Origin of the sequence: Archangium lipolyticum (assembly GCF_024623785.1) — a bacterium.
GTDB lineage: Bacteria > Myxococcota > Myxococcia > Myxococcales > Myxococcaceae > Archangium > Archangium lipolyticum.
Genome location: NZ_JANKBZ010000003.1, coordinates 184,534 through 202,743 on the forward strand (window position 1 = coordinate 184,534; position 18,210 = coordinate 202,743).

At 68.4% G+C, this 18,210-nt stretch carries 12 protein-coding genes; 6 read left to right on the top strand and 6 right to left on the bottom strand.

Features of this window, described 5'->3' with window-relative positions:
• The first annotated feature begins 268 nt into the window (after window positions 1-268).
• The 3 genes from NR810_RS07870 (at window position 269) to NR810_RS07880 (ending at window position 2,228) form a co-directional block, all read left to right on the top strand.
• Window positions 269-811 (top strand): hypothetical protein, encoded by a 543-nt coding sequence (locus NR810_RS07870; protein ID WP_257449682.1) that lies wholly within the window; start codon window positions 269-271, stop codon window positions 809-811.
• 550 nt (window positions 812-1,361) lie between these two features.
• Window positions 1,362-1,826 carry a hypothetical protein gene (locus NR810_RS07875; RefSeq protein WP_257449684.1) on the top strand — a complete coding sequence of 155 codons (465 nt, stop codon included), beginning with the start codon at window positions 1,362-1,364 and terminating at the stop codon, window positions 1,824-1,826.
• Window positions 1,827-1,874: 48 nt separating this feature from the next.
• A complete protein-coding gene (locus NR810_RS07880) occupies window positions 1,875-2,228 on the top strand; it encodes a hypothetical protein (protein ID WP_257450688.1) in 354 nt (117 codons plus the stop codon).
• Between the two features lie 201 nt (window positions 2,229-2,429).
• On the opposite strand, the gene NR810_RS07885 is transcribed toward NR810_RS07880, so the two are convergent.
• Window positions 2,430-3,392 (bottom strand): Rieske 2Fe-2S domain-containing protein, encoded by a 963-nt coding sequence (locus NR810_RS07885; RefSeq protein ID WP_257449686.1) that lies wholly within the window; start codon window positions 3,390-3,392, stop codon window positions 2,430-2,432.
• A gap of 108 nt (window positions 3,393-3,500) precedes the next feature.
• Here NR810_RS07885 and NR810_RS07890 point away from each other — a divergent pair, with 108 nt between their 5' ends.
• Complete coding sequence (locus NR810_RS07890; protein ID WP_257449688.1) at window positions 3,501-4,544, top strand: AraC family transcriptional regulator; 1,044 nt, start codon at window positions 3,501-3,503, stop codon at window positions 4,542-4,544.
• Window positions 4,545-4,865: 321 nt separating this feature from the next.
• Here NR810_RS07890 and NR810_RS07895 read toward each other — a convergent pair whose 3' ends face one another.
• On the bottom strand, window positions 4,866-5,216 hold the full coding sequence (locus NR810_RS07895) for a DUF1428 domain-containing protein (RefSeq protein ID WP_257449690.1): 351 nt from the start codon (window positions 5,214-5,216) through the stop codon (window positions 4,866-4,868).
• Window positions 5,217-5,308: 92 nt separating this feature from the next.
• Window positions 5,309-5,797, bottom strand: a complete 489-nt coding sequence (locus tag NR810_RS07900; RefSeq protein ID WP_257449692.1) for a hypothetical protein — start codon at window positions 5,795-5,797, stop codon at window positions 5,309-5,311.
• A gap of 170 nt (window positions 5,798-5,967) precedes the next feature.
• On the opposite strand from NR810_RS07900, the gene NR810_RS07905 reads away from it, so the two are divergent.
• Complete coding sequence (locus tag NR810_RS07905; RefSeq protein WP_257449694.1) at window positions 5,968-6,711, top strand: hypothetical protein; 744 nt, start codon at window positions 5,968-5,970, stop codon at window positions 6,709-6,711.
• A 46-nt stretch (window positions 6,712-6,757) separates the two neighbouring features.
• On the opposite strand, the gene NR810_RS07910 is transcribed toward NR810_RS07905, so the two are convergent.
• The 3 genes from NR810_RS07910 to NR810_RS07920 all read right to left on the bottom strand — a co-directional run bounded on the left by NR810_RS07910 (window position 6,758) and on the right by NR810_RS07920 (window position 17,097).
• Window positions 6,758-12,067, bottom strand: coding sequence for a trifunctional serine/threonine-protein kinase/ATP-binding protein/sensor histidine kinase (locus NR810_RS07910; RefSeq protein ID WP_257449695.1), 5,310 nt, complete (start codon window positions 12,065-12,067; stop codon window positions 6,758-6,760).
• A 232-nt stretch (window positions 12,068-12,299) separates the two neighbouring features.
• A complete protein-coding gene (locus NR810_RS07915; RefSeq protein ID WP_257449697.1) occupies window positions 12,300-15,077 on the bottom strand; it encodes an RCC1-like domain-containing protein in 2,778 nt (925 codons plus the stop codon).
• 553 nt (window positions 15,078-15,630) lie between these two features.
• Window positions 15,631-17,097, bottom strand: a complete 1,467-nt coding sequence (locus NR810_RS07920; RefSeq protein ID WP_257449699.1) for an SET domain-containing protein-lysine N-methyltransferase — start codon at window positions 17,095-17,097, stop codon at window positions 15,631-15,633.
• Window positions 17,098-17,135: 38 nt separating this feature from the next.
• On the opposite strand from NR810_RS07920, the gene NR810_RS07925 reads away from it, so the two are divergent.
• Complete coding sequence (locus NR810_RS07925; protein ID WP_257449702.1) at window positions 17,136-18,188, top strand: cupin domain-containing protein; 1,053 nt, start codon at window positions 17,136-17,138, stop codon at window positions 18,186-18,188.
• The last annotated feature ends 22 nt before the right edge of the window (window positions 18,189-18,210 follow it).

Consider the following 18,210-nt stretch of genomic DNA (forward strand, 5'->3'; position numbering starts at 1 on the left):
CACGGCGTGGAGACCTTCAATGCCTCCACGGCCCCGTGAGAGGGGAGCGGGTGCACGTTCCTGGAAGTCGTGTGCACGAAACCGGCGCCTTTCGTGCATCCGGATGCACGGTTCTCGGGGAGGAGCACCCGGCATGGGACATGCTTCAGGGCCGGGGATGACCCGAACCTCCTTGCTGCCCGTAGCTCTTCTAGGACTCTTGGGGCTCGCCTCGTCGGGCTGTGTCTCGACGGGGATGGCCCGTACAGTGGACCCGGGGCGACTCCAGGTGTCGCTTTCCCCTGGCGTGCAGGGCGCCATGGGCCTCAACGGCCCGGGCGCGGCCTATCCACAAGGAGAGGTGGGAGTCCGCTATGGCCTGACCGAGCGGATCGATGTGGGCGCCAGGGTGTTCATCCCGGGCATCGAGGCGGATGCCCGGTTCGGGTTGCTGCGCGCGCTCTCGCTGAAGCACGGGGTGGACCTCACGCTGGCGCCCAGCGTGCGGTACATCCCCAATTTCGATCTCAGCAGTGCATGGGACGGCGCGGGGATGGTGCAACTCCCGCTGCTCATCGGCGTGAACCTGGAGGGGTACCAACTGGTGCTGGGGCCAAGAGTCGCCTATCTGTTCGGCAAGGCGCTCGACTACACCACGTCTCGAGAGCCCTTGCTGGTGGGGTCGTCTCTGGGGGTTGCCGTGCCCATCGGTCGGTGGTTCCACGTCATGCCCGAGGTCTCGGTGCTTCAGGAGCCCACGAGGCCCCCTCTCGAGCACGTGATGCTCCAGGCGGGCGTCGGCTTCATCTTCGGAGGCTACACGCAGGAGTGAGCCCCACGTCCTCCCGGGGGACACGCGGGGGTGGCCGCCGGCGGAGTGGTGCGGTCAGGGCCCATCGCACCCGGGCGACCAGCGTCCGTCTCGTACAGCACCGTCCCCTCCGGCTGCCTCCGCCGGTACGCCCCCCCGCGCTCCTCCACCTGCCCCTCCCCAGCCACATCTCGCCAGGGCACACGCTACCGATGGGCTCCCACGAACCTCCCTGGAGCACCGTGCGCCCCTGGTTCTGTCTCCAGAGTGTCTCCAAAGCTGGAGGGGACTCCGGGCGACAGGCGGGACTGGCGAGGACTGCCCCGTGGACTCGAAGTGCCCGGATTCACTCACGATTCAGCGAAAGGCGTGTGCCGTCGCGGGTTTGGGGCACCCCTCGTCCACGGGTTCAAATCCTGTCTCCCTGGTCAGTCAAGTGGTCCTTGGCCGGAGCCCCCGCCATTGCCAGCTGTTTGGCTCCTGACACATGGGCCGGGTGCCACGGCGGTAATGAGCCTCGAGTGACATAGTTGGCCAGGGAGGCCGCTGGGCAAGCACGAGGCGGAAAGAGATGAAATGGACCGTTCTGGTGGTTGCTGTCGTGGTGGCCAGCATCGGATGTGCCCATTCTCAGCGACCGGAACCCCGAATCTATGTCATCTCCGAGGACGCACGGGGAGTTGGCACCGCCCTTGGAACTGGTGGCTCTGGCTTCCGTAACTGCGATGCGGAGCAGAATGAGTGTTATGACGATTGCTGGAACACCGAGCCTTTGCCATACCCTCAAACGGAGCGGGACGGATGGCTCCGTAGGCATTGCACCAGTAAATGCCTCAAGGTGTATATGGAATGCGAAAAGGCAAACGAACAGAAGGCACGGGAGCTGAAGTTCTCGCGTGTTGACGAGGCGATCGAGTGGATCAGGAATCACAAGGCCCAAGTGGCGCTTGGGACGGTCGTCGTCATCGCTGGCGTTGCCTTTGTTCTCACGACAGGCGGTTCTGGTGCGCTGATTCTGGCTCCTCTTGCCCTCTAATCCGGTGCGCCAATGGCTTATGATGCAGACTTCGATGTTGATGCCGTGATGAAGACGCTCGGTACCATCAGCGACAAGTACCAGAAGGACTCGCCGGAAGATGAGGCCCTCCGGATCGCCGCGGTGGCGTTGCTCTATGTCCGAGACATTCAGAAGCTGGAGGAGTACCGCGACTATTTCCGGGAGTTCGTCACGGGCAAGCCCATCATTGTTTCTCAAACGTTCGCAACGAGAGAAGAAGCAGATGAATGGCTCGTCAGTGGAAAGGCCACGGATGGCGAGCTTGTCAGCATCGCGGGCCAGGGTTTCACCGCGCACCATCTTCCGAAGGGATGGAAGTTCCTCCGGGCGCGCGTGCCGGAGGAACTGGAGCCCCCTCCCGAGAAGCCAGAGCCGACGTAGTGTCGGCTTCATCTTCGGAGGCTACACGGAGGAGTGAGCCCCGCGTCCTCCCGGAGGACACGCGGGGGTGGCCGCCGACCCTTCGCCGAGAAGCGCAAGCCCGCCTACAAGGGGCGCTGAGCAGGGCGGGGGAGACAGGTTCAAATCCTGTCTCCCTGAGTCCAGCGTCCGGGCGAGACCCGCCAGGGCCCGGGGCACCTCCTAGGGAGGAGGCATCCGAGTCCCGCGCTGGGCCGCCAGCCGCCGCTCATACATGCGGAACCAGAGCGCGATGCCCGCGTCGGCCCTGACCAGGTGGAAGTCTTCCCGGACGGGGTGCCTGGGCCTGCCGTCGCGCAACAGCGCATGGTCTTCGGGTTGGATGAGTCGCACCTCCGCTTGGACGAGGAACCATGCCACCAGCCCTCCCACGAGCGGGAGCTGGCTGCGGTAGCGGAAGACCACCCAGGTGTTCTCCTCGTCGATGGGGGTGGCCACCGCGAGGGTCTGGGTGAAGCGGCCGAAGCGGGCGAGCAGCAGATGCGGAAAGAGCACCCTGATTTCCGCCTCGAAACCGCTCCGGCCGTCCCAGGGCCTGCCATCGTCCTGGCGCAGGACGCAGTGGGTGTGGATGACGTCGCCCTCGAGGCGCGCCGTGTAGGGCTCCAACCAGGTCCCCATGCCCGGAGCCCACCGGCGGTGGGCGAAGGGAAAGTGGTGCAGGTCCAGGTTCCCCTCCATCACCCGGGCGAAGGGAACATTCCAGGTCAACGTGGCGGTACACGTGCCCGCTCCCTCCCCTGGAATTTCATGACTCCAGGGCAGCGGAGGGAGCTCCTCCCGTTGCTCACCCCACCACAGCCACACCAGGCCGAGGCTCTCCCGTACCGCGTATCCCTTCACCCGCAGGCCGGTTCGGATCGGGCGCGCCTTTCCCTCGCAGGGCACGTGCACGCACGCGCCATCCGCCGAGAAGCGCATGCCATGGTAGGGACACTCCAGGCACCCACCCACCACCCGACCCCGGGAGAGATCGGCACCCCGGTGGGGACACGCCGTCTCCTGGGCCACCGGCTGGCCCCGGGCATCCCGCCAGAGCACGAGCTCGCGGCCGAGCCGGGTAACCTTCACGGGCCGGCGGCCCAGCCGTTTCGCTTCCAGTACCGGGTACCACGTGTCGCGCACGAACGCCTCGCGCGCTTCCGGTTCCCGCGTCCGTCTGTTCTCATCTGTCCTCATCCATCCAGGGGTTCCCATGCCTCCAACGTAGAGAAACCCCAAGGGAGGTGAGTGATGCCACGCGTCAGAAGGACTGCTCCCACGCGCCAACCGGGCCCGGTTCCGGCGGGCCCCACCACCTGGGCCGGACTGGTGCCGCGCGTGCTCGACTCCGCCGAGGCCAGGGGCCTTCCCCGGAGTGGCCTGCTGAAGGCCTCTGGACTCGAGCGCGTGCGGCTCACCGAGCCGGAGGCGCGGGTGCCCCTGCTCTCCGTCTACACGCTCCTGGAGGAGGCGGCGGTCCGGCTGGGGGACGGATGTTTCGGACTGCACGTGGGAGCGGCCCTCCGCGCGGACGACCTCGACGCGCTGGGTTTCCTCATGGTGAGCAGCCGCACGTTCGGTGAGGCGCTGGAGCACGCGCTGCGCTACCAGCGACTGTGGAGCGAAGGGGAGCGATTCGCGCTGGAGCGGGGCGCCGCGCGCGTGACGGTGACGTACCACCCGTATGGGTCCGAGCGTCCCGCCCACCGCCTGATGGCCCAGCTCGTCTTCGCGGATCTCCTCGTGAATGGTGGGCGGCTGGTGGGAGGTCTGCCAGGGGCCCGCCTCCGGTTACGTGGACCCCGCCCCGGGGAGGCCCCGGCGTATATGCGCGTGCTCGGCGTGCCGGTCTCCTTCCGCGCGCCTCAGGATGCGCTGGTGTTTCCCGTGGCCCTTCTCGCCAGACCGTTACCTGGAGGAGACGCTGGCCTGTCGGGAGTGCTCGCGCGCGCCACGGACCGGATGCTGGCGGGTCTTCCAGCCTCGTCCCGCGCCGCGGACCGGGTCCGGGCCCTGCTTCCCGAACTGTTGCCCGAATCCGGCGCGGAGCTGGCGCACCTGGCCGCCCACCTGGGGATGAGTCCCCGCACGCTTCAGCGGCGTCTTCGTGACGAGGGCACGTCACTGGAGGCCGAGCGCGAAGCCTTCCGGCGGCAACAGGCGCGCGTGCTCCTCGAAGCGGGCACCCCCATCGCCGAGGTCGCGTGGCGGCTCGGCTACTCGGCGCCGAGCGCCTTCCACCACGCCTTCCGCCGCTGGACGGGCCAGTCTCCACGGGCGTGGTGCATGGAGTAGCACGCCGGCCCAAGGGTCCCCAGGGGGAATACCTCCCGCACGTCCTGTCCGAGCGCCTCTCGGCAGCGCTCCAGATCGGCCTTCAAGCCCTCGGCGCTCTGGTAGCGCTCCTCGCCAACATGAAGAAGTGCCCGCTTGTCGTGGTACCGGGCACGGCGCCTCCGGGAAGAGACGGTGGTCGGCCAGGGACTCGAGCTGAAGCGCTATCGCTGAGCAGAGCACGAGCAAGGGAATGCCGGGGAGGCCCAGCACCCCAGGGCCGCACGGGCGAAGCCGACACGTGCCTCACGCCAACCCTGGGGGAGTGCCCACTTGGGAGGGTCAGGAGTCGAGTATCGGTTCGAACCCGCCGAAGATCATGCGCTTGCCGTCGAAAGGCATGCCCTCCATCGCCTTCATGCGCGGGTCTTCCATCATCTTCTTGTTGGCCTCGTCACGGGCGGCCTTGGACGGCCACTCGATCCACGAGAAGACCACCGTCTCACCGGCTTCGGCCTTCACCGCGCCCTTGAAATCGGTGACCTTTCCGTCGGGCACATCGTCGCCCCAGCACTCGACGACACGGGTCGCACCGTATTCCTTGAACAGGGGCAAGGCCTTGGCTGCCATCGTCCGGTAGGCCTCCTTGTTGGCGACGGGGACCGGGACGACGAATCCATCGATGTAGCTCATGGCGTCTCTCCTTGTATGAGAGCCTTCACCTTGAATCGTAGTCACCAGGGGGAGCGCTCGCCCACGCTCCCTTGGGACACCAGGCCGGAGACTCAGGGCCCGTCGCACCCGGGCGACCAGCGTCCGTCGATGTGGGGGCCATGCCAGCGGAAGGTGTAGCGGCCGGGTAGAGAGGGAACGAAGAGGAGGGGGGCATCCGCTCCGTCCTTCCGCTCGGACCTGAGTCCGATGAGCGCGTCCGCGCCGTACGGACGGAGGGTGAGGCAGGCACCTGGCTCCAGGTGGAACGACGCCGTGAGCTGGAGTGGCTCGGGTGCCGCGAGGCGGACGCTCCAACCGGAGGGGGAGGGCGGCGGCGCGAGATAGCGCCCTTCCGAGCCAGACCACGAGAGCTCGTCCCAGTCGAGCGTGCCGACGAGGCGGGCGGCCTCCGTGCCGAGGTGACTCCGGGCCCAGCGGACGAGCGCGGGCTGGGAGTAGACGCCGTGGTCGCCGGGCGCACCCTCCACGGGTTCGCAGGGCGTGCCAGTCGCCCCGGCGGGGGCGGCGGTGAGCAGGGTCAGGAGGAGGAACAGGTTCACCGGAGATGCTCCTCTCGGGGAGAGTGGAACTGCCGATCGCGCACATGGCCAGCGGCTGGGAGTATCTGACGCTCTGTGCAACACCCTGCAGCGGTGCGCAACCCGCTGCACGGGCCTCACCGCCTCCCCGAGGCTGCGGGACTGGTCATGTGCTTGCAAGGCTGTGACGCATGCACACGGCCTTCCTGCGTTCCGCGCTCCTCCTGCTGTCGCTCTCGCTCGCCCTCTCCGGATGTGGCCCTGCCCATCCGGGTCTGGCGCGCTTCAGTAACGTGTCGGTCCAACTCGACCAGAGGATCGAGGGCGGCACGCTGCCACCGGTGCTCTCCGTCCTCGTGTCCTTCTCGCGACCGGAGGGGGACAAGGAAGATTGCGCCCTCGCTTCGGAGGACATCGTGGCGACCTTCAACGGTCATCCCATGATCCCCGTCGAGGGGGTGCAGAGGCCTTTCGGGGTGCAGGACTTTTTCGGAATGCAGGACAACCCCAATTGCTTCGCGCCCGCGTTCCGCGTGGCGTTGTCTCGCGAAGAGGCGCTCGCGGAGGGAGGCCGGGCCACGGTCGTCGTGCAGGAGGGCGATGAGCGCGTGAGCCTCGTCTCGGACCATTACTTCAATCCGCATGGCCCTGCCGGGGCAGGCCCTTGGGAACTGCAGTCCGGTCAGGGCGCGCTGATTCCCTGGTCGTACGCGGACGACACGCTGTCACTCCTGCGAGGCTCCAGCCTTCGCAACGAGATCCGGATGGAACCGCGCGAGGGCGCACTCTGGGTCATGGGTTACCGCGGCGAGTACGTCAGCCGCGTGCTCATCGTGGATGGCGACGTCGGCGTCTCCGTCTCGAGCTGTGAGGGAATCGAGTCGTGCGCGGCGATGGTGCTCGTGCACCACGTGATCAACCTGCAGATCCTCTGACGTGCTGGCCAGGCCCCGGGAAGCATTGACACCACACGGCTGCGAGCTAGGGCCTATTTGCAAAGGTGAGCGGAAGCTCCAGCGTGGCCACGGCGCCCTGGCCGAGGCCCTCGCTCTCCAGGGTGAGGCGACCCTCGAGCATCTGCGCCACCAGTGCGCTCGAGTGCAGCCCGAAGCCGTGGCCGTCCTTGCGCGTGGTGAAGCCGTGGACGAACAGGCTGTCCATCAGCTCCGGCGCGATGCCTACCCCATCATCCGCCACCTGGATGCGCGCCACGTTCCCCACCGCCGTCAGCCTCACCCAGAGGTTGCGCCGGCCCTCGGGCACTTCGTCCAGCGCGTGTCTGGCGTTGCTCAGCAGGTTGATGAGGATTTGCAGCACCTTGTGCTTGTCCACCTTCACCGGGGGCACCTCCGACAGCTCCCGGTGGACGGTGACGCCGTGACGTCGCAGCGACTCCATCTGGATGCGCAGCGCGTCGTCGACGAGCTGGGACAGCTCGCACTCCTCCGTCATCAGCACGTTGCGCGCATACGTCTGCTGCACCTGGACGATGGCGCGGATGTGCTCGATGTGCTGGTTCATCACCGCCATGTCCTCCAGCAGGCGCGTCTGCTCGCGCATCATCTCGTCGCCGAGCGCCACCAGGTATTCTGGCAGCTGGCCGCCCCGCGGATCCTTCGTCAGGAAGTCCGCCAAGGCCCCCCGATGCTCCAGCAGCAGGGCTCCGGTCTGCCTCACCCGGCCCACTCGCAGGGCGCCCACGGCCTTGCTCATCATCTCCATGTTGACGACGGCGCTGGTGAGCACATTGCCCACGTTGTGCAGCACGTTGGAGGCCACCTCCGCCATGCCCACCTCGCGCGCGGTGTCCACCAGGCGCGCCTGGGTCTGTTTGAGCTCGCGCGTGCGCTCCTCCACCCGCCGCTCCAGCTCGTCGTTGGCCCGGCGCAGCTCCGTCCGGGCGCGCTGCACGTCCGCGTACAGCCGCGCGTTCTCGATGGAGATGGCCGCCTGGGAGGCGAGGTGTCCCAGCAGCGCCAGGCGCGCCGGGCTGAAGGCGTTGGTGGCCAGGTCGTTCTCCAGGTACAGGGCCCCGGAGAATTGCTCCTGCCTCATCAGGGGCAGGCACAACACCGAGCGGGCTCCGCCGCGCGCCAGCCAGGCATCGGCGGAGAACGCATGGGCCTGGGAGGCATCGCCGATGAGCACGTGTTCCCGCGTGCGCCGGACATAGGAGAGGAGTGTCCACGGCAGCGCGTGGTGGCCTGCCTCGTCCGAGGCCACCAGGGCGCCCTCCGGCGAGAGCTGGAAGAGGGCCGCCACCGAGAGCGCGTCCCCGTCGGGCAGCAGCAGGGCGCCTCGCTGCGCGCCCGCGTTCTCCATCGCCGCCCGCATCAGTGCCGTCACCAGGCGCTCCAGCTCGATCTCACCCGAGACGGCCTGCTGCGCCTTGACCACCGTGAGCGCGTCGATGTGGGTGGAGTCCGTGCTGCTGGTGGTCAGCGTGTCCTGGGGAGACTGGGTGGACGCGAGCTCTGGCCACTGGGACTCCAGGTGCTGGACCTTGGCCCGCGCTCCCCACCGCTGGTAGGCCGCCCGGGCTTCGCGCGCGAAGGCATGAGCGACGATGGGCGCCTCGCGCGTGCGCCAGAACTTCGCCGCGAGCTCACTGGCCAGTCCCAGGTACTGGGTGGCTCCGTTCTCCCGGGCCGAGCGGATGGCCTGCTCGTAGGCCCGTGTCGCGTCCTCCGAGCGCCCCAGGAGCCGGGCCCGCTCCGCGAAGACGAGCCGCTCGAGCGCGCGGAAGTTCTCGGGGCACAGCTCCGCCCATTCGGCGAGCTGTTGGTGGTGATGCTCGATGGCCACGAGCCACTCCCGCTGCTGCTCGGGCGTGGCCCCCTCGAAGCACGCGGCCAGGGTCAGGGCGCGGTAGAAGTGGCCTTCGCGGGCATTGAGGGTGCCGAAGCAGGACCACAACAACCCGGCCGTCTTGTCCGCCGCTTCTCGGGCTTCCGCATAGGCGCCGCACATGAAGCGCGACTGCATCTTGTAAATCCAGTAATGGCAGCGCGTGCCGCCGAGCCGCTCGGGCGTCATCCGCGCCTCGTAGGCCCGTTCGTCGAAGCCCTCCCCGCTCAGGGAGGAGAACGACAGGGAATGGCCACGCAGCTGTTGCACGTAGCGCTGACTCACGAGGAGCGCCTCCTGGGGATCCACGAAGCCCGTCTTGCGCAGGAACTCGTCGCGCACGAGCGACTCCTGGTGGACCTCGTCCAGGGCGTGTCCCATGGCCAGGCGGTTGGTGACGAGATAGACGCTGCAATAGGTGGCGGGCGCGATGTCGCCCACTTGAAGCGAATACCGCAGGCCGTTGAGGAGCAGTTCCTGCGCTCGGGCGAGGGGCTGGACCCAGTAGCTGCTGAACTGCATGCCGAGCAGCACATCCCCTCGGTAGGCGGACAGATGGTAGCGCTCGACGAATGCGAGGGCGAGCCGTGCGAAGGCAAAGCCTTCCCGGTAGCGCTTGAAGAACGAGCCGGTGATGACGCCGAACCAGGTGAACCCGGGCACGGCGGCGTCCACGACGCCGTGGCGCAGGGAGAGGGAGACAATCCGGCTCAGGATGATGATGAGCAGGTGGGGGTCGGAGGAGTAGGCGCCGGGGAAGAGCTTGAAGAGCGCGACGACGGCCATCTTCATGTCCGGGTCGGTCATGAGGGGCAACTCGATGAGGCTCTCGATGGGACGCTGCCCCAACAGGGCCCAGGCCTCCTCATGGGCGGCGACCGCTTCCTCCCAGGTGGGTTGGGGCGACACCGGCATGCCCAGCAACGACAGGCTCTCCAACAAGCAGCGCATTCCCTCCAGGAACGCACCCGTGGCGAAGTGGATGTCCTGAGTCAGGAAGTAGATGGCCACGGTGTCCGCGCGGCTGCGTGCCCGGGGGCGAAGCTCCTCGGCGAGACGTTGTGCCGCGGAGGGGTCGCCGCTCATCAACTCCGTCCGCGCCTGGGCCAGTCGCACCTGGAAGGCCAGGGCGTAGTCCGTCTCCCAGGGGTCCCCGGGAATGAGCGCGAAGGCCGTGGTGAAGTAGGTGAGGGCGGGGCGCAGCGCGAGCGCGGCCTGGGCCTTGTTCCCCGTCTCGGCGTTGAGTCGCGCGAGCTGGTGGCGCTCCGTGGGGTCCTCCATCAGCGCCACTCCGGCGTTGAGCTGGCTCACCACCTCGAAGAGGGACTCGCGCACCTGCTCCGGGGACAGGCTCTGGAGCAGCAGGCGGCCGATGCGCAGGTGCACCTCCTGGCGCTCCGTCTCGGAGCTGAGCGAATGGGCCGCCTGCTGGATGCGGTCGTGCAGGAAGCGGTACGTCTCCGCGCCGGCGCGCCCCAGCAGGCCTTCGCGCAACGCGGGCTCGAGGCCGTGCTCCACCTCCTCCACCTCGGACAGTCCCGAGAGGGTGCCCAACATCTGGAGCGAGAAGACATTACCCGCGCACGCCGCCAGCCGCAGCAGGTGCTGGGTGCCAGGGGGGAACTGGCGCAGCTTGCCCACCATGAAGTCGACGATGTTCTCCGAGTAGTCCCGGGCGCGCACCCCCTCGGCATCCCATCGCCAGCCGTCCTTGGGCAGGCGCACGAGCAGGCCCTCCTGATGGAGCGTCACCAGCAGTTGCAGCAGGAAGAAGGGGTTGCCTCCCGTCTTCTCGTGCACCAGGGCCGCCAGGGGGGCGACCACCTCCCTGCTCGCTCCCGGGAGCGTGTCGCCCACCAACTCCTCCACCTGCTCCACGCGCAGCGGCTCCAGCCGGATGTCGGTGAGGCGCGTGCCCGCCTCGCGCGCCTTCTCCACCACCGCCATCAGCGGGTGCGTGCGGCTCACCTCGTTGTCCCGGTAGGCCCCCAGCCACAGCACCGGGGGACTCTCCGGATGGGTCAGCATCTGCTCGAGCAGCCGCAGACTGGAGGGGTCCGCCCACTGCAAGTCATCCAGGAACACCACCGCCGGGTGCTCCTTGGTGGAGAACACCGACACGAACTGGCGGACCACCCGGAAGAAGCGCCGCTGCGCCTCGCTGGCGGGCAGCGCCTGGGGTGTGGGTTGCCGGCCCACGAGTACTTCGAGCTGGGGCACCAGGTCCACGAGCAACTGGCCCTGGCCCTCCCAGGCCTGGTTCACCTGATCGCGCCACCGGGCGAGTTCCTCCTCGCTCCCGGCGAGCAGTTGCTGCACCAGTCCGCGCAGGGTCTGGGCCAGGGTGGTGTAGGGAATGTCCCGCTGGAACTGGTCGAACTTGCCGCTCAGGAACAAACCGCGCCGCCGCACCACCGGCTTGTACAACTCGTGCACCACCGAGGACTTGCCGATGCCCGAGTAGCCACTGAGCAGCAGCAACTCCGGCCGGCCCGTGCGCGTCACGCGCTCGAAGCACTCGAGCAGGGTAGCCACCTGTGTGTCACGCCCATAGAGCCGTTGCGGCAGTTGGAAGCGGTGGGGCGTGTCCTGGGTCCCCAGCGGGAACACCTCCTGCTCGCTCTGGCCGAGCGCTTCGCGGCAGCGCTCCAGGTCGGCTTTCAAGCCCTCGGCGCTCTGGTAGCGCTCCTCGGCCACCTTGGCCAGCAGCTTCATGACGAGGGCGGACAAGGCCGGAGGCACCTGGGGATTCAGCTCCTGGGGCGGCTTCGGGCGCTGCGCCATGTGGGCGTGAAACCACTCCAGCGCGTCCTGGGCCTGGAAGGGCCTGCGCCCCGTGAGCAGCTCGTAGAAGGTGACGCCCAGCGAGTAGAAGTCCGTGCGGTAGTCCACCGTGCGGTTCATGCGCCCCGTCTGCTCCGGCGACATGTACGCCAGCGTGCCCTCGATGAGATGCGTCGGCGCCGCCTCCAGGTGCTCCACCTGCTGCAGCGTCGCCACGCCGAAGTCGATGAGCCGCGCCTCTCCCGACGGCTCCAGGATGATGTTGGACGGCTTGATGTCCTTGTGGATGACGTCGCGGCCGTGGACCTCGGCCAGGGTGGAGACCAGCGAGAGGGCCAGACTCAAGAAGCGGGAGACCTCCATCGGCTGGCCCGTGGACTCGGACAAGGGCTCGCCGTGCACCCGCTCCAGCAGGAGCAGGGGCCGTCCTTGCAGCCGCTCACAGGCATAGGGCCTGGCCACTCCGCGCACGTCCCGCAGCCGTTGGAGGATGGCGAATTCCCGCCGGTACCGCTCGTTCTCGCTGGCACTCGGAGAGGAGGCCATCGGCGTCTTGATGATGAGGGGGACACCATCGGCTTCGCGCACCGCTTGGAACAGCACGCTCGACCCCGTCGCGCGGAGCGTGCCCAGAATTCGGTAGCCCGGGATATCCAACATGAAGAAATGTCCTCGTGGGCCAGAGCCGCTCCTCGAGGATGCGTGGCGCCAGCACCCCGATGGTATGCGGTTCCATGCGGGGCGCGGCGAGTGGAATAGCTTCCACTCGTGCAGGCTTCTCGGACGCACGCTGATCGTGGTACCGGGCACGACGCCTGGTTTGTAGACAGCCCGCCGTGTCCTCCAGCGAGCCGCCAGCCTCACGGCGAATCCACTGACGCAGGGGATGCGCCTACGGGAGCGGGACGAGACCGGGCGCGCGACGGAGGATGGAGCGGCCGGTGCCCAGCACCTCGAAGCTGTTGCTGCCCCAACTCCAGACGGAGCCATCGGTCTTCACGGCCACGGAGAAGCCCAGACCGGTCCCCGCCCTGCGCACGCCCGTGAGGGCCACCTGCACCGGCGAGAGACTCCTGGACTGCGTCAGGGTGCCCAGGCCCAGTGCGCCACTGGAGTTGCTTCCCCAGGCCCACAGCGTGCCGTCGCCACTTACGGCCAGGGTATGGTCCTCATCGAGGTCGGTCACCGAGGCCACCCCGGAGAGGCCCGGCACCTGGACGGGGGTGGCGCGACTGTTGGTGGTGCCATCGCCCAGATTGCCGTAGTTGTTCTGTCCGCAGGCCCAGAGGGTGTTGCTGCTGCCGGCCACGACGATCGAGTAGTCATGACCCGCGGCCACCGCGGTGGCGTTCGTGACGGCGGCCATGCGGACAGGACTCGGCTGGTTGCGGGCGGAGGTCGGACCGATGCCGAGCTGGTTCCGGTTGCTCCACCCCCAACCCCACACCGAGCCGTCGTTGCGCACGGCCAGACTGTGGGCGTAGCCCGCGGACACCGAGATGACACCGGTGAGGCCTGGCACCTGGACGGGCGCCGGACGATCGACGGTGGTGCCATCGCCCAACTGGGCATCGGCGTTCCACCCCCACGCCCACACGGTGCCATCCTGGCGCAGTGCCAGCGCATGGGCGCTGCCCGCGGACACGGCCGTCATACCGGTGAGGCCCGGCACCTGCGTGGGGAACGACGAGTTCCCGCCGCCCACCTTGTAACCCCAGCTCCACACGGTGCCATCCTGGCGCAGCGCCAGCGAGTGGTGGTTGCCCGCGGACACGGCCGTCACACCGGTGAGACCCAACACCTGCACCGGCGCCAGCCGATTGGACGTGGTGCCGTCGCCCAGCTGCCCGGAATAGTTGTCCCCCCAGCTCCACACCGTACCGTCGTCGCGCAGCGCCAGGGTATGCGTCCTGCCCACGGAAATGTCCTTGAAGCCGCTCGCGAGCACCTGCACCGGCCCGGGCTCGAAGTCCGAGCCGTCCGCCAGGAGGCCGTTGTAGTTCGCTCCCCAGACCCAGACCCGGCCGCTCGAATCCAGCACCAGGGAGCTACAATCGGCGGAGGAGACGTCCACCCCTCCGGTGAGACCCGGCACCTGCTCGGGCACCGTGTGGGATTTCGAGTCGCTGCTGTCGTCCCGGCAGGTGTTGTTACCCCAGAGCCACACGCTCCCGTCACCGCGCAGCGCCAGGGAGGACTGGCCACCGGCGGTCAGGACCGTCGCCCCCGTGAGCCCCTGCACCTGAACGGGGGTGAGCCGCTGGGTATTGGAGGCATCACCCAACTGGCCCGAGTAGTTGTACCCCCAGCTCCACACCGTGCCGTCGTTGCGCAGTGCCAGGGAATGGGCGTCTCCCGCCGCCAGGGCGGTGATGCCCGACAGGCCCACCACCTGAGCCGGCGTGGAGCGCTGGGTCGTCGTGCCGTCGCCCAGTTGGCCCTCGAAGTTCTCCCCCCAGCTCCACACCGTGCCATCGTCGCGCAGCGCCAGGGCGTAGCCGTAGCCAGCCGCCACGGCCACCACGCGGCTCAGCCCAGGCACCTGATCCGGCGTGGAGCGCTGGCCCGTGGTGCCATTGCCCAGCTGACCGGAGTAGCCCTCGCCCCAGCTCCACACCGTGCCGTCGTCGCGCAGCGCCAAAGCGAAGCCGTTGCCAGCCGTGACGGAAACCACGCCACTCAAGCCGGACACCTGCGCGGGGGTGCTCCGGTTCACCAGGGTGCCATCTCCCAACTGGCCGTTGGAGTTGTACCCCCAGCTCCACACGGTGCCATCCTGGCGCAGCGCCAGCGAATACGCACCACCCGCGGCCACGGAGGTGACACCGCTCAGCCCCGTCACCTTCACGGGGCTGCGAACGCGCGGCTCGCTCGTGGCCGGGCCGAGCTGGCCATGGTGGTTGTAACCCCATCCCCACACGGTGCCGTCCGCGCGCACGTGCAGCGCATGACCGCCGCTGGCGTCGAGCTTCAGCAGACGCGGGGAAGGTGTGACCGGAGGAGGAGGCGGCGGCGGAGCCTGCCCGCCGACGTCGAAGGCCAGGTCATCCCGATCATCGAACGACCCCTGGGTACAGGTGGCGGCGCTCCCGCCGTAACGGAAGGACGCGCGGACGGCCTGGGTCGCGCCACCGGAGGGCAGCGTATAGGTGGCGCTCAGTCGCTGGAGGCCGGCGCCAGTGGGCACCATCGTGGTGAGGAAGGTCCACGACGGCTGCGTGGCATCCGCCGTGTAGTAGATGTCCAGCGCATCCGAGCTGTAACCGGAGTAGGCCCAGACGACGACCTCCACCCGCACCTGCTTGCCGGCCGCCAGGGTGGAGCCGTCCACCGTCGCCACCCGCACCTGCTCCACGGATTCATCGGCGCGGTAGCTGCCCGCGGTGCCGTCGGCGCAGGTGCCGCCCAGGGTGTTCGGAGCATTCTGCTCCGGGCCTACTCCCGCCCGGCCCTGGAGCAGGGTGCCCGAATCACAGTCCGAGACCCCTCCCTGGCACCGGGGAACGCGCAGCGTGGCGTCAGGGCTGGCCATCGCGCTGAGTGCCATGAGCTGGCTGTCCGGCCGCGTGCCCTCCGGCGCGAGCGGCCCCTCCTGGGGGCCGCAGGCCACGGCCAACACGAGCCCGGCTCCCCCCACCCACTTCATCCACGTCGTCGTGCGCCGCGTCATTCCAACCCCCTGCCTGTTCAACAGGCCTCACTTGGAACGCGCTATTTACACGTTTTCTCACACAATGTGAATGAAAAATTCCATGAAAGCGAGACAAAGGGCTCGCGGATGACGCGGTGAGGGCGTTCTTCGAGGCTCAGAAGCGGCGCTAACCACGGGGGACACGCGGGGGTGGCCGCCGGCGGGTTTCCTGACAGCTGCGCGCTAGGCCTCCGGGCGTTCTTCGGGGTTGCGTGCCCGCGCCAGGTTCATCAGGACCCGCACCGAGAGGATCAGCAGGAGCCCGATGGATGCGCCGGCGGCGAGAGCGGACCCGGTCACGTCCCGCCCGTCCGGACATTGCACGCCTTCACTGTAGTACTGGAGCCCCTCGACACCGCAGACATGTTGGGACACCACGTCATTGAGCGGGCCGATGGTGGCGGGGGCGAGCCACGAGAAGAACGCCAGGAAGAACGTGGCAATGACGATGACCCCGATCGTGTTCCGGTTGAGGTCAGCGCAGCCGGTGGGTCAACGGACCCCGGCGGGGTCGAACAGGGTCCCGGAAGGACTAGCGGCGCGCCCGTGCCTGCTTCACGTACGGCGAGACATGATCTCCGTACCGCTCCTCGACCCACGGCTCCAGGTGATCCGTGCCGCGGATGACGCCACGGCACCGCGGACTGCCGCACTCGCACTGGAACTCCGCCATCCCCGGTCCATAGAGGGTGGCGTAGTCGATCGTGATGGGCTCCCCCTCCTGGATGAGCCGGCGCGCCACGCAGTCGAGCCCCTCGTGCCAGGCGTTCGGATGGCACGAGTGGTTGAGGAGCGACCACTCCAGAGGGGCCTCGCCCGCGACAGCGAAGACGCCGTCCGGGAGCGGATAGGCCCACCGGGGCAGCATCGCGCGCTGCCAATCGGCCCAGGTCTTCTCGAGGTGCTGATGGCTCGCCAGGACGTGGGCGCGCTCCTCGCCAGCCAGGATGCGCTCGCCGGGAGCCAGGTTCATCGCGGCCACCAGACCCTGGCCGCCGGGTTGGCCATACTCGATCCGGAACCGGGGGCGGCGTGCCGCCTGACGGCGCAGGGCGCACGCGATGATGTGCTCCAGGAAGCCGCGCTGCCCCGTGGGATCTTGCGAGAGGATGAGGTCCGCGCTGCCGTACTCGCCCGGTGGGTAGAAGACGCCGCAGGCCGAGTTCACATCCAGCAGGAACAGCCGCCCGTCCGGCCCCATGCGAATATCGAGGCGCGCGTATCCCACCCCCTTCGACGCGGTGAAGACGCGCTGGGCCAGCTGCCTCAACCGCGCCTCCAGGGCCGGATCCGTCACGGGCCGCATGCCCATCTGCTCATAGTCCGACCACTTGAGATCGAAGTGCTTGAAGGTCTCTCCCTCGGGGAAGCGGATCTCCATGGGGGTGTAGACCCGGGGGAGCCGCTCCAGGGTTCCGGGCTCCGCGACCAGCACGGTGAACTCGGGGCCCTCGACGAACTCTTCAATCAGCGCCCCCCCGAACTGCGACACCATGTGCTCGGCCCTGTCGAGCAGCGCCTCGCGTGTCTCGACACGGGAGCCCTTGGTCAGGCCGATGCTGCCGTAGCCGTTCGGGTGCTTGACGATCAACGGGAAGCGCAGCGCCCTGGCGGCGCGCTCGGCCTCGGCGTGCTGGGTGACGAACGCGTACCGGGGCGTATCCACTCCGATGCGGTGGCAGACGCCCTTGAGCCACTGGCGGGTCGGTTCGTAGAACTCGGGCGTGGGGCCCGTGTAGGCTACGCCGAGCCGCTCCAGCTCGATGACCACCTCCAGCCCCGGCAGATCCTCGTCCCACGCCGCATCGCACATGTTGATGAAGACGTCGTAGCCGCGGAGGGCCAGCCGCCGGACCGTCTGCACCGCGGTGGCCTTGTGGATCGGGCTCCGGTCCCAGTCATGCTCCGGCATCAGCCGGGAAGGATCCTGAACCGGATCGAATCCCTTGAACGGAGAGGTGGACTGCTCGTAGGAGGGGAGCAGCACGCAGAGTTTCATGGAGCGAATGATACGGGCGCCTTCTCCGCGGGAGAACCATGAGTCGGAAGAACTACCTGCCTCGCACCTGGGCCGATGAGCGCTTGAGCGTCAAGCCCTCGCCCATCGATGGGAACGGGCTCTTCGCCACCCGCGACATCCCCGAGGGCACCGTGATCATGATCTGGGGGGGTGAAGTGGTGGAGCGGCGGACCATCGACTACTCCCGGTACCGCGGCGAAACGGTGGTCGCCATCAGCGAGACGGAGTACCTCGCCATCCCCCGCTCGGACACCAGCGAGGCCCTGGATGTCTACCTCAACCACTCGTGCGATCCGACGGCCTGGCTCATCGATGAAGTGACCGTGGTGGCCCGGCGCCACATCCACGCGGGCGAGGAGATCACCACGGAGTTCGCCACCTGGTTCGACTATGAGCCCGGGGTGTCCTACTGCGAGAACTGGGCCTGCCGGTGTGGCAGCCCTCGGTGCCGGAAGGTCTTGAGCGCGCAGGACTGGCGGCGAGCGGATCTCCAGGAGAAGTACGCGGGGCACTTCTCGCCCTTCCTGGAGAAGCGCATCCAGGCGGAGCGGCTGAAGGGTCCCTCCACCGAGCCCCTGCCGCACGGGTCCATGGTCGAAGAACTGGTCAGGACGCTGGAGCTCGTGCCCCACCCGGAGGGAGGCTTCTACCGGGAGACGTGGCGCTCGGAGGTTCCGGTGGAGACGCCGCGCGGAAGGCGGGCGGTGGGGACGGCCATCTACTACCTGCTGCCGCGAGGCACGTTCGCGGCCTGGCACCAGGTGACTTCGGATGAGCTGTGGCACTTCTACGATGGACAGGCGCTGACGATGTACCTGCTCGATGAGCGCCAGGGCCGGCTGGAGACGGTGACGCTGGGGCGCGACGTCACGCGGGGCGAGCGGCCGCAGGTGCTCGTTCCGGCCGGGGTGTTGCAGGCCGCGGAGCCGCGAGGGGACTACACCCTGTGCGGCTGCACGGTGGGCCCGGGCTTCGACTTCGCGGACTGGGAGATGCCCCGGGGCGAGGAGCTGGCGGCCCGTCATCCCGGGCACGCGGAGCTGTTCCGCCGGCTGTCCCACCCGGGCTGATGAGCCTGCCCCGATTCGTGGG